The sequence below is a fragment of the Flavipsychrobacter stenotrophus genome, from assembly GCF_002954265.1.
In the GTDB taxonomy this organism is placed as follows: domain Bacteria; phylum Bacteroidota; class Bacteroidia; order Chitinophagales; family Chitinophagaceae; genus Flavipsychrobacter; species Flavipsychrobacter stenotrophus.
Genome location: NZ_PPSL01000006.1, coordinates 265,100 through 277,545, shown reverse-complemented (window position 1 = coordinate 277,545; position 12,446 = coordinate 265,100). Strand labels below are relative to the sequence as shown.

Below are 12,446 nucleotides of genomic sequence, written 5' to 3'. Positions count from 1 at the left end.
AATTAAACGTCATGATGCTGAAGGCATCAAATGTTTGTAGTCAACACAAAATAAAATGAGGTCGATTCCGAAGGTATCGCATGTTTATATAAGCCAACAACAACAGCAATAATTTCTCCGTATGAAGCTAAAAAGAAAGATATATCTGCTTGTTGTATTATTGTTGGTAATAATAGTGAGCGTGTTATTTTTCACAAGAGCTACTGCTCCTACCGGCTTTTATCACATACCTTATTTTATGCTGCAGGACCAGCGGGGCGGCTTCATGCATTTCCTCCCTTTCAGCCTTGGCGATATATTATACATAGCTGCTGGAATTTGGTTTTTGCTTACGCTTGTAAAATGGGGTAAATATATATGGCGTTTCAAAGCGAATAAAGAACGCTTGTTACACTCGGTATTTTATGCTGTTAATGCCATACTTATCGGTTACCTGTTTTTTTTATTTGGCTGGGGCATCAACTATTATAACCCCCCACTAAGAACTGCATGGCAATTAAAAGACCATAACGACACCCTTGATCTTGTTAGGTTTGATAGCCTGCTGGTGGGCAGGTTGAATGCTTTGGCCCCGGTTTACAGATCATATTCGCTTCGTGAGATCAACAAGATATCTGTAGCAAATTATCAACAGTATACCGATGCCAGGTTGACATTGTATGGTGTTAAACCAACACTATTTGGTTGGTATATGGACAGGATAGGTATTGATGGTTATTTCAATCCATTTACAGGGGAAGGGCAGATAGTAAAAACACTGCCGGCATTTCTTTTGCCGTTTACAGTTAGTCATGAAATGGCCCACCAGGCAGGTATTGCAGCCGAGGGCGATGCCAATCTCATGGCTTATGCATTATGCACGGCTTGCAGTGATCCCTCATTCAATTACTCTGCTGATCTTAATCTGTGGTTGTACGTTAATGCACGACTTTCAAGAAAGGACTCTATAACAGCACAGCGATTCGAAAGTCAATTGAACAAGCTAACTCATGCGCATATTGACACAATAGAAGCGCGTGAGAAATTGTCTGATAATGATGCTCACCAATACAGCAACACAGTATACGATGGCTACCTGAAAATGCAGCAACAGAAAGAGGGTATAAGGAGCTATGGTAGTGTTACCGCTAATGCATGGCTCTTAGAAAAGAAGCGGTTACGCGATACGGCTATTCGCACCTTATTAAAAATGCCATAGACTGGTGTCTATGGCATTGTATCAGTCAGAATTTGAAAGCGTGTTATCCCTTAAATTCTCCCCACACATCGCGGAGTGTATCTGCTATTTCGCCAAGTGTACACAAGTGCTCTACTGCGTCTATAACAAATGGCATAAGGTTGTCAGTTCCATTAGCTGTCTTACGGATCGCTTCCAGGCAAGCCTTTGCTTTTTCATTGTCACGCTCAGCACGTAGCTTGTTCAGTTTGTCTGTTTGTACCTGGCGGATAGAGTCATCTATCTTCAATAAAGGCGTATCGTTATTTTCCTTTGCGGTAAACTTATTTACACCTACTATTATCTTGCTCTTATCTTCTATCGCTTTATTATAGGCATAAGCCGAACGGGCTATCTCGTCCTGCATGAAGTGGTGCTCTATGGCTTTAACTGCACCGCCCATGCCATCTATCTTCTCGATTAGTTTCCATGCGGCGGCTTCTATCTCATTGGTAAGTGCTTCTACATAAAAAGACCCGGCAAGTGGATCTACTGTATCAGTAGCACCGCTTTCATAAGCCAGTATCTGCTGGGTGCGTAGCGCAATAGCTGCGGCCCTTTCAGTAGGCAAAGATAGCGCCTCGTCATATCCATTGGTATGCAAAGACTGCGTGCCACCTAATACCGCCGACAATCCCTGCAATGCTACACGAACGATGTTGTTTTCTGGCTGCTGTGCCGTCAAGGTGCTGCCACCTGTCTGCGTATGGAAACGCAGCATCTGCGCGCGTGGATCAGTTGCGCCAAGATCTTTGGTGATATTAGCCCACATGCGCCTTGCCGCCCTGAACTTAGCTACTTCTTCAAATATGTTGTTGTGTGCATTAAAGAAGAATGACAAGCGCTGGGCAAACACATTTATGTCCAACCCTTTAGTAATAGCGGCCTGCAGATAGGCCTTTCCATTGGCCAATGTAAAGGCAAGTTCCTGCACCGCATTAGCTCCAGCTTCACGTATATGATACCCAGATATAGAAATGGTATTCCACTTAGGTACTTCTTTACTACAATACTCAAATATGTCGGTAATGATACGCATTGATGGCGTAGGCGGGTATATGTAAGTGCCACGTGCCGCGTATTCTTTCAGGATATCATTTTGAATAGTACCTGATATCTTCTTTATATCCGCTCCTTGTTTCTTTGCAAGGGCGATGTATAAAGCCAGCAATATAAAGCCGGTAGAATTGATGGTCATTGAAGTTGATATGTCCGCAAGCTTTATATCCTTAAAGAGGATCTCCATATCTCTAAGCGAATCGATTGCCACCCCAACCTTGCCTACTTCACCTTCGCTCATAGCATGGTCAGAATCATATCCTATCTGTGTTGGTAGATCGAATGCTACTGACAAGCCGCTTACACCCTGGCTCAGCAGGAAATGGTAGCGCTTATTAGATTCTTCTGCAGTACTGAAACCCGCATACTGGCGCATGGTCCACAACCTGTCACGATACATGGCTGCATGTACTCCCCTTGTAAAAGGAAACACACCCGGCATCTCATCCATCTTTATCGGGTCGCAATACAGTTGCCTGATCTCTATCCCGCTATCTATCTTAATTACTTTATCTTCCATTACGTGATCTTCTATTTGAATCGTTACTGTTTATTGAATGACAGCTTTCTGATTTATACTGGGGGCTATCTACTATCTACTCTTTACTAATAAGATCCATAAGCCATCACCTTCTTCACTTCATCATTAATGATAGTAAGCGCAACATCTGTAGGTAGCTGAGAATCGCCCTGCAACACATAGTCCATTATCATCTTGTGGAGTTCCTTTGCAGGTGCATTGGGGTCAAGCCTTCCTGCCACCTGGTTAGCCATGCTTATTTCCTGCTCCTTTACGTTCTTCACTGTTTCCCAAACCTCTTTAGATACATAGATCTGTTGAGAAAGGTTATGCTCGTACTCTGCAAGTATGCTGAACGTAATTGCTGTACGCAGTTCCATAACCGTCATCGACGAATCATAGATCCTTGGCAGTAACTGGCGCGGGCTGATACGTTCAATAAAAAGTACCAACCGCTCATACGCCTGTAGGCGTAAGCCGATGGTAATATTCTGCGCATCCTGGAATAGCGACAGTTGCTTGCGCTGTGTCTGGGAAACCAGAAACTTATTGACGATCAATGAGGTGGAGATCAGTACTATAAAGGCCGGTATAGTATACTTGAGTATATCAAGTAAGACTGCTGATGTATTATCCATATCCACAAAAATAAACCGTTTAGCGGGTTTACAATAGCTTTTAATGCGATTGTATCAAATTTTCATGTTTATTAAGCTAATTGGTGAATAACAACCAATCAGTGGGGTGTCATTTCTACAACTTGTACTTGTTCTCACAATGTGAAGGCTTTGTTATGGCATGTAAGTTGTTTTCTGATAATTAACTACATGTGTAAGTAATATTTATTTTATGATGGCTGATTTTTGCTTAGGGTAGTGTAATTAAAAACCACTTTTATGAACACCAGCAACGAGCAACCGATAAATACTAAGATACCATTTATGAACACGCTTACGGGTGTTACTAATAAATGGACACAAAACGGGTACACTGATACCATCACTATTTCACCCGAAGGTCTATACTCTGTAGAAAAGGATAAGAAGTACGGACCGGCCGATGTGAGGGTAGTAGATTTTTACAGGTTCGAAGGTCAATCAGACCCTGCAGACAATTGCATACTATACGTTGTGGAAACAACTGATGGTGTGAAGGGAATGGTAGTAGATGCTTATGGCACATATGCCGATGATGATGTGACCAAATTTATGAAGCATGTAGAGGAGATCAATAAGAATGTAGAAAAGCGGGACAAGTCGGAAGACAGCCAGGCAGCCTAACTATTCAAGTTGATCTTTGATCATAGAAGGTGCATAGCAATTATTGTTATGCACCTTATTTTTATTGGTTACCCACTTTATTTATATCCTTTACCTCCAGTATATTCCTTTCATATCCTTTCAGTGTTACATTGATCATTGCCTGGCCCACGACAGCAAGCGTTGATACAAAATTGGGTAGTATTACTTTGAACAGCGGGTACAACCACGAAACATATTTATAGGCAGGCAGCATATTCTTTAAACCCGGCGTAGCATGCATATATCCTGGCCTGAACATAAACGCCTGCCTGAAGGGTAATTTCATCAGATCGTTCTCTGTCTTACCTTTCACCCGTGCCCACATGCTTCTACCTTTCTCTGTACTGTCTGTACCAGAGCCCGATACATAACAAAAGGTCATACCGCTATTGAGCCTGCTAAGGGTCTTAGCTACATTGAGCGTTAGGTCGTAGGTCATCCTGGTATATTCCGGTTCCTTCATTCCTGCTGACGATACACCCAGGCAGAAGTAGCATGCATTATATCCAGCCAGTTCATTTTCTATTGGTGCCAGATCAAAGAAGTTACTATGAATTATCTCCTTTAGTTTAGGGTGCGTAATGCCCGATGGTCTGCGGTTGATGATCAGCACGCTTTCTACTTCTGTATGTTGCAGACATTCATGCAGTACCCCTTCACCTACCATACCTGTTGCCCCAGTAACTATAGCTCTTATCTTCATTGTTCTTTTATTTAATTCTTTATTTGATGCACTAAGCAACCTTTACGACTTACGACCCTGCCTGCCGTTAGGTAGGTTACGACTTACCATTGCACATTCGCATCTATAAACTGAATAAGGCTTTCAGCCATTTTTTGTTGGTCCTTTCTCTTAGGATGTCCCGTAGCGTTCTTATAGGCAAAGATATGCGAGTAGACTTTTCTGTCGTGCAGCTGGCACACTGCCGCCCTTACATATCCCGGCCATGGCGAACCATCTTTGGTGGCATCCATGCTGCCCAGCGTACAAACAATAGATGCATCCGGGTAAGTGTTTCTTATGGTTGTAACGAACTGCTTATACGCATTGACAATGTAGGTGCTGTCGGGTGGGGTAGTGCCAAAGCGGTTTTTAAATTGCGGGTGATTGACCTTGGTAATTAACCATGAATCGTTTTGAAACAGGTCGATAACAACTAGATCGGGAACATAAGAATGGAAGTTCCATTTGTGAATAGAATCCAGCGGATCCAGCCGATCATAAAGCTCAGGCATAATTACCGGAAACCAGCTCAACATAAGGCCTACGCCGCTTTTACTAATGTTATAGTACTCGGCATCATAATGCCTTGCGGTCATAGCAGCATAGGTGTAGTAATTGTTGAAATATTCCGGCAATCCGGTGTCTCTTACGGTATCATCTACACTATAGCCTGCTGTTATAGAGTTGCCGTAAAATTCTATTTTCTTTCTCACTTTATCCAGTAATGAAATGGTACTGCCATCCGTTTCAAACCCATAAAGCCAGGATTTTCCGGCGCTTTCTTCAGTAAGCTTGAAGACTTGCACCTTGTGCATCACACCCTTCTTTAAGTGGTCGGCTATTGTGTAAGACTGCCTTATGGTGTCAGCTTTTATTTTAGTATAAACACTGTCATCAACGATGCCGTAATAGTAATTAGTTCCTTTCTCATCTCTTAGATCCACTGCAATAGTCGACCCTGTAAAACGCATGGTGGCCGATGTGCCTGACCAGTAAAATGTAGCTGATGAATCCTCATGTTTTATACGCCCCATGTACTGCACCGATGGGTCTTTACAACTCACTTTACGCAATGGTGCAGCCGCGCACGACTGTACTATAAACGATAAAAGTGCGATGAAATAGAAACTGTATTTCGTCATAGTTTGTTATTACTGAAAATGAATAGCATGCGGAGATTCCTATTCAAACTTACGCAAAATGTAAACCATGTGAAATAGATGTGCAAACTATTCTGCGGCCTTTATAATACCAATCAACGAACTTAACACCTTCTCAATTGCAGCCAATGTGCCGGCATCCGTTATTTCGCCAGCCGGATTCATTTTTGCCCGTATGTACGAAATCAGCAAAGATGTCTCTTCTGTTACATTCGTTGAGAGTGCGGTAAAGGTATTGAGTAATGCCGCATGTGCCTTGTCTCCGCCAGTGGCTGCCGTTATAAGCGCCAGCGGCTTATATACCAATTCTCCCGTCGATACGGTCCAGTCCAGCGCATTCTTCAATGATCCGGGCACACCAAATGCATATTCCGGTGAGCAGATCAGTACCCCGTCCGATTCCTTTATCAGGTTTCTCCAACGGGTCACCTCAGCGTATTCTTCCTTACTGTCATCAAAATGGGGTAGCCTGCTAAGGCCATCATAGATAACCACATTAGCCTTACCCGCCAACATAGCTGCAGCGGTATTAATGACAGTATTGTTAGATGAGTTTGATCTTAGGCTTCCTGATATGGCAAGGATATTGGGTAAGCGATGCTGTGTGTTCATGGTATTGCTTTCGGGATGCAAAGTTAACTAGTGGCAGGTTTATGAAAAGTTAATCCGCTAAAACCGATATGATTAGACAGCTTTTACTTTTAAGTTTTCACTTTTTACTTACTCTGGCATTGCTTTTGTTTCATTAACTTAGTATAACTAATCTATTGTGTGTATGATACTCAGTGAAACATGGTTCATGGAGGGATTTATAGATTTTGAATTACAGAAATATCGCCTCCTCGCTTACCTTAAAGACGTAAAGAATGGCTTCGATCAAACCCGCCTCTATCCGCACCTCGCAGAGATCGTAGCCCACTACAACAACCTGCTTTCTTTTCAACAAAATAAACGGTTCCTTCAGGATAAGTTCCCCAAGCGCATGGACACGCTCAATCTACAGAAGATGGAATTCGTCTATGAGCGAATGCTGCAGGACGACGAAGTAATGCAGGAGCTCGAGCACATTACCTCTTATGCAATAGAAGAGATCCATAATACTATTACCGAGGGCGCACAGCTCTATGAATACGTCGAAAAACAAATGCTGATAGAGCCTGTTGGCATCATGCCCCTCTATAAAAATGAAGGGTATGTATTTGTTCGCTATGGTTCGTACTCTGAAGTGAAAATTTACAACTACTCTATTACGCTACTAGAGCACAAAGACGCCCGTTATAAAGGCATACGTATGGAGTATATGGACAGCCGCACAAAAAACCTGGCCAATACATATGAGCAAATAAAACTGGACATCATTCGTGCCTATCGCATGTTGCCCAATCCCGCAGTATACATGGTTGAATACCCGAATCGACGTCCCGCTTAATGAAACCTTGCTACCTGTTGCCAAGCGGCTACTGGTAAGGCATATTTCATAATTATTATTGCTCCAATGTCCCAGGTACGTGGAGACGCAAGATTTTGCGCCTCCACATAACACGGCCCTTTCCAGACGTATTCGGTTTGAGATAAAATTCTACTTCTTCGCTACTTTATCATTCACATCCAACCGCTTCTCGTTATCATCGGTCTTCTTGTCTATCAACAATACCTGCGGATCTAATACCACCTTATATGGTTTCACAGAGGTAGGTATGCTCAGCTTGGTTGTGCCATTCTTTAGCTTGTAGCGGGTAGTGGTAAGGATAGTGCTCTTGTCTTTGTAAACCGCTATATCGATATAGTCATTGCAGCTTATTGGTGTTTCTTTACCATCGCCTGCGCCGCTTAGTTTTTTAATGTCTACTGTTACACTCGTTACATATTGATCACCGTTTTTAGCTGCGCTCGCTTCAGTTATTTTATTATCATAGATAATGATCTTTTGGAAACCATCTGTGATCATATACTGCATAGAGTCTGGTGTAACCGCACGCATACATGCCAGGAAGTCGAGCGTGGTAGGGTATGGCGGAGCTTTAAATGCATACTTGTCCAGGAACATTTTCAGTCCCTTATTGATGCTGTCTTCACCTATGTACTTACGTAGTGATGTCATAATGATCCCACCTTTCTGGTAAAGTATGTATTGCTGGCCGCCATCAACTAACGACAGTGTTTTTTCCTTCTCAGCTTCATTGGAACGGGCTGTCAGGTATTTGTCCATTTCTATGTGCAGGAATTTTTTGATCCTTTCTTCGCCATACTGTTTCTCCATTACCGTGATGGCGCCATACTGCGCAAGCGTTTCAGACAGCATGTTCGATCCTTCTACATTGGCGCCTACTACCTGGTGAGCAAACCATTGGTGGGCTACTTCATGCGCCGTTACATAAAAGGTATAATCCAGATCTTCTTTACTGCTGTCATCTACATTCACAATGAATCCTATACCCTCAGAGAAAGGAATGGTATTAGGGAATGATTGCGCAAACGTGCCGTACCTTGGGAACTCTAGTATACGAACTTGTTTGTGCTGGTACGGAGAGAAACTAGCGGTGTAGTAGGCCAGTGATTTTTTCATTCCGTTGATCATGCGCTGCAGGTTGTATTCATGGCCTCTATGGTAGTAGATCTCAAGGTTTACACCATTGTATACTTCTTTCTTTACCTCATATCTGGCCGATAAGAACGAATAGAAGTTCATGATCTTACTGTCCATCTTGTAGTGGAAGTACCTGCGGCCATTTTCACTCCACTCTTTTTGTAGGTAACCGGGTGCAATAGCTATCTGGTCAGGCACCGTGCTCACAGTAGCATCAAAGGTTATGAAGTCGGCATCTTTTGTAAAGCCATTGGTATTGTATTGGGTGGTATCGGTAATGGCATTTTCAGTAGCTCTGTAGCCAAGGCCATGCTTTTTACGTTCTGTATTGTCCGACAGCTCATATGCATTGTTGTAACCGATAGATGGCATGAAGCTGGAATTGTTCATGAACGTACCATTGTACACCGGGCTGCTCAGCCCGGTAAAGTCATGTGGGAATCCGTGGCTGTTTTTGTCGACGTTGAATGCAATAGTCATTGTGTCGCCTGCCGCCATTGGTTGTGGCAGCTTGTAGATACGATATCCAAATGTTGTGTCATTCATCACCATCTGTGCTCCCTTACTGAAGCTAAGGCTATTTACCTTTATCTCATCAGGAATCAATAAATGCAGTGAATCTATTGTTTTGCCGGTTTTATTTTGCAGCACATAAGTGCCCGATGCATGCAGGTTGCGCTCCATTGGGAAGATGTCCACCTTTACCACTACGTCGGTGATCTTTGGTTGCGCGCTCAATTCAAACTTCTTGTAGTTCTTTTCAAAATTTGCCTGTAGCTCACCCTGGTCGTAGCCACTCATATGCTTGTTCAGCACGTTGGTGTTGTAGTAAATGAAGCTGCCACAGCCAATGAAAATAATTACCGCAGCGGCTATAAGTGCCATCGATCTCTTCTTTGCACCTGCGCTTGCCTGCGACAATCTCCACGATATTGTTGCTTCAGTCCCCCTTGCCCATAACAGACTGCTCAATGCTGCAAGTATAAGACCAAATGCGCCCCAATAGATTTTGAAGACTATGTATGGGAATACAGTATGTCCAAATCCATTCATGTCAGAGTAAGCTACTCCTGCAGATGAGTTCAACACAAACAAGTTGTGCTTCAATACAGTAGACGCAAAGAAGGTATTCCATACATAGAAGAGCACAACGATAAAGTAACCTATATACTTATTGCGAACGAGTGTCTGCACAAAAACGCATAATATAGCCAGTATCCAGAACGAGATTATTCTGAATCCAAACAGGTACTTAATGTAAAGGAATATTTCAAAGTTGAAGTAGCCTCTGAACAGCTGTACGATTATCCCGCAAACCATGATCAGCGCAACAAGTATGCACTGCATAAATATGAGCCCCGACATTTTACTTACATAGAATACCCAGTTAGGAACCGGTAGCGCATCCAGTATATTATCCATCCTGTTCTCTCTGTTACGCCACACTATTTCTCCGCTGAAGAATATGGTAAGGATAACGATGAAGAGAGAGAATGTGCCGCCAAAATACTCAACAACCTGGTAAGTTACTGGGTAAGTGGCTGTGTCATATATGGCCTTGCCCAGCTGGAACGAAACAATGAACAGGAACAACATGCCAAACAGTATGATGATCCTGAAGTACACATTACGCAATATGGTACGGCACTCGTTGACTGCCAGTCCCCACAGGGTCTTCAGATTTGTTGCAGCAGTAAATGAACGACTGGCTTGTGGAAGTTTATCCTGGTCGAAAGATATCTTTACAAATGCATTTGGGTTGGTACCTGACTTTTCACTAACACTTGTTTTACGGAAAGATATTCTTCTTGCCGACGACGAAAAGGAGAAGCTAAGATACCCCGCCACAAATACTAAAGCCGATATACTCAGCCACAGCAGTCGGTTCCATAGCAATACTCCCGTAAGCTGATAGCTAAGGTTGTTCTTGTCATAGGTACTCCAGTGTTTAGTAACAATTTCTTTCGCCTGGTCGCCCATAGGGTCAAGCATGGCGGCAAGCGTTTCATACTGCAGAGAACCTACAAATGCGCTGGCAAATCCTATTGTTACCCAATAGATGATCAGTGACAACCAGATGATGAATATATCTCTTGCTATGAGGCTTACGGCAAAGAATATAGCTCCCTGCAATAGTAAGTTAGGGACTACACTTTGCAGATATGCCTGTACATATGGCATCAGGTGAAAGACACCAACCTTATCAGCGCTTACCCATGGAGATACATATGCCAGCATCATGCCAAACGCAGGACCTGTAAGTATCAGCATACACACAAATGCTGCACCCGAAAAGCGCCCGAAAAGGTAGCTGAACTTATTGACCGGGGTAGAGAAGATAATATTATGGGTATTGTATCTGAAATCTTTCAGTACAGCATTACCTATTACCGCTACTACAATTATAGCGCCTATCCATCCGTCTATCTGGGCAAACAAGCCGTCGATAAGTAGGGGAGAGTTGGCCAGTATTTTTTCGCCGGCCATGTTTACATTGGCCGATTTGAATGCGCCGCCTATGATCAATGCAATGAAAAAAGCTACCGCAAAAAGGATAGTAAAATATATATAGGTAGAAAAGGTTTTAAGCAACCTCTTGACCTCAAATGAAAATATGGTACTGAACATGGTCGAAGTGTTTTGGACGGATTAGGCGATGTTTGAGAAATAGATATCTTCCAACGTAGGTTTCTGCGGTGCAAATCCGTTGCCCGGATCTACATCACTATTTACATACACCATTACCTGTCCCGATGATAGCTTAGATAAGATCACCTTATACTTTGCCTGGTACTCCGCTACCTCGTCTTTTCTTACTCGCTTTGTCCATATTTTATCGCGTAGTGTATCCATCAATGCATCCGGATGCCCTTGCTGTCTTACTTCTCCACCGGCTATTATAGCCATGTCATTGCATAGCTCGCTCACATCATCTACAATGTGGGTAGAAAGGATGATCACTATGTTTTCACCTATCTCGCTAAGCAGGTTATTAAAACGTAGTCTTTCTGCCGGGTCAAGTCCTGCGGTTGGTTCGTCTACAATGATAAGTTTAGGATTGCCTATCAATGCCTGTGCAATACCAAAGCGTTGCTTCATCCCACCCGAATAGCCCGCAAGGTATTTCTTACGGTGCTGATACAGGTTCACCTGCTCCAGTAGTGCTTTTACCAACGCATCTCTTTCCCCGCCATTCGAAATGCCCTTAAGGCGGGCTATATATTGTAGCATCTCCTCTGCCGACACATTAGGATATACGCCAAATTCCTGTGGCAAGTAGCCCAGGGTTTTGCGTAGCTCCTCTTTATTCTTCATCACATCTATGTCTCCAAACATTATACTGCCCGAATCCGCATCCTGCAGCGTGGCTATCGTGCGCATCAGTGACGACTTGCCCGCACCATTTGGTCCCAGCAGGCCAAACATGCCATTGCCTATGTTCAACGATACGTTTTTCAGTGCCTGCACCCCATTAGGGTAAGTTTTAGATAGATTGGAGATCTGTAGCATTTTATGATGATTTATTTATGTGTGTGTTTGAGCCTGTTTTGCCGGCTAATACCTGTTAGTCGTTAAAGTACTCCTTTTGTTACAAAATTTGAAAAATAAATTTTAGAAACGGCTAGCTCTGCCCATTAAGCCGCCATCATACCCGAATGTCAGGGTGAGGCCCTCGAACCATTCGCATTCGCACGGTACGTATTCGTTTTCAGATACGCTTATAATTCCATCTATGCCGCTGTTGTGTTTTCTGATCAACAGCCATCGGGCTGGCTCTCTTTGAGTGCGTAGTCACATATACGCAAGAAAGGCAAAATGAGAATTAGAACAGCCCAAAATGTATTGGATGAGCTAAAAAACCATTCTTACTTCCTCCTG

10 protein-coding genes are annotated in these 12,446 nt (G+C 43.1%); 3 read left to right on the top strand and 7 right to left on the bottom strand.

Features of this window, described 5'->3' with window-relative positions:
* Positions 1-121 precede the first annotated feature (121 nt).
* The gene (locus tag CJD36_RS19575) at positions 122-1,198 is read left to right on the top strand and encodes a DUF3810 domain-containing protein (RefSeq protein ID WP_105040893.1); all 1,077 of its coding nucleotides are present in this window, start codon (positions 122-124) and stop codon (positions 1,196-1,198) included.
* A 43-nt stretch (positions 1,199-1,241) separates the two neighbouring features.
* On the opposite strand, the gene CJD36_RS19570 is transcribed toward CJD36_RS19575, so the two are convergent.
* Both CJD36_RS19570 and CJD36_RS19565 read right to left on the bottom strand, forming a co-directional pair.
* The gene (locus tag CJD36_RS19570) at positions 1,242-2,795 is read right to left on the bottom strand and encodes an acyl-CoA mutase large subunit family protein (protein ID WP_105040892.1); all 1,554 of its coding nucleotides are present in this window, start codon (positions 2,793-2,795) and stop codon (positions 1,242-1,244) included.
* A gap of 86 nt (positions 2,796-2,881) precedes the next feature.
* Positions 2,882-3,433, bottom strand: coding sequence for a DUF7935 family protein (locus tag CJD36_RS19565; RefSeq protein ID WP_105040891.1), 552 nt, complete (start codon positions 3,431-3,433; stop codon positions 2,882-2,884).
* Positions 3,434-3,691: 258 nt separating this feature from the next.
* On the opposite strand from CJD36_RS19565, the gene CJD36_RS19560 reads away from it, so the two are divergent.
* Positions 3,692-4,075: a hypothetical protein gene (locus CJD36_RS19560; RefSeq protein ID WP_105040890.1), complete on the top strand. Its 384-nt coding sequence runs from the start codon at positions 3,692-3,694 to the stop codon at positions 4,073-4,075.
* A gap of 61 nt (positions 4,076-4,136) precedes the next feature.
* On the opposite strand, the gene CJD36_RS19555 is transcribed toward CJD36_RS19560, so the two are convergent.
* The 3 genes from CJD36_RS19555 to CJD36_RS19545 form a co-directional block, all read right to left on the bottom strand.
* The gene (locus CJD36_RS19555) at positions 4,137-4,799 is read right to left on the bottom strand and encodes an NAD-dependent epimerase/dehydratase family protein (RefSeq protein ID WP_105040889.1); all 663 of its coding nucleotides are present in this window, start codon (positions 4,797-4,799) and stop codon (positions 4,137-4,139) included.
* An 83-nt stretch (positions 4,800-4,882) separates the two neighbouring features.
* Positions 4,883-5,962, bottom strand: coding sequence for an SGNH/GDSL hydrolase family protein (locus CJD36_RS19550; protein ID WP_105040888.1), 1,080 nt, complete (start codon positions 5,960-5,962; stop codon positions 4,883-4,885).
* Positions 5,963-6,049: 87 nt separating this feature from the next.
* Complete coding sequence (locus CJD36_RS19545; RefSeq protein WP_105040887.1) at positions 6,050-6,592, bottom strand: NADPH-dependent FMN reductase; 543 nt, start codon at positions 6,590-6,592, stop codon at positions 6,050-6,052.
* A 163-nt stretch (positions 6,593-6,755) separates the two neighbouring features.
* On the opposite strand from CJD36_RS19545, the gene CJD36_RS19540 reads away from it, so the two are divergent.
* Complete coding sequence (locus tag CJD36_RS19540) at positions 6,756-7,409, top strand: hypothetical protein (RefSeq protein ID WP_105040886.1); 654 nt, start codon at positions 6,756-6,758, stop codon at positions 7,407-7,409.
* 150 nt (positions 7,410-7,559) lie between these two features.
* On the opposite strand, the gene CJD36_RS19535 is transcribed toward CJD36_RS19540, so the two are convergent.
* Together CJD36_RS19535 and CJD36_RS19530 are read right to left on the bottom strand one after the other, a co-directional pair.
* On the bottom strand, positions 7,560-11,195 hold the full coding sequence (locus CJD36_RS19535; protein WP_105040885.1) for an ABC transporter permease/M1 family aminopeptidase: 3,636 nt from the start codon (positions 11,193-11,195) through the stop codon (positions 7,560-7,562).
* Between the two features lie 21 nt (positions 11,196-11,216).
* On the bottom strand, positions 11,217-12,077 hold the full coding sequence (locus tag CJD36_RS19530; RefSeq protein ID WP_105040884.1) for an ABC transporter ATP-binding protein: 861 nt from the start codon (positions 12,075-12,077) through the stop codon (positions 11,217-11,219).
* Between the last annotated feature and the right edge of the window lie 369 nt (positions 12,078-12,446).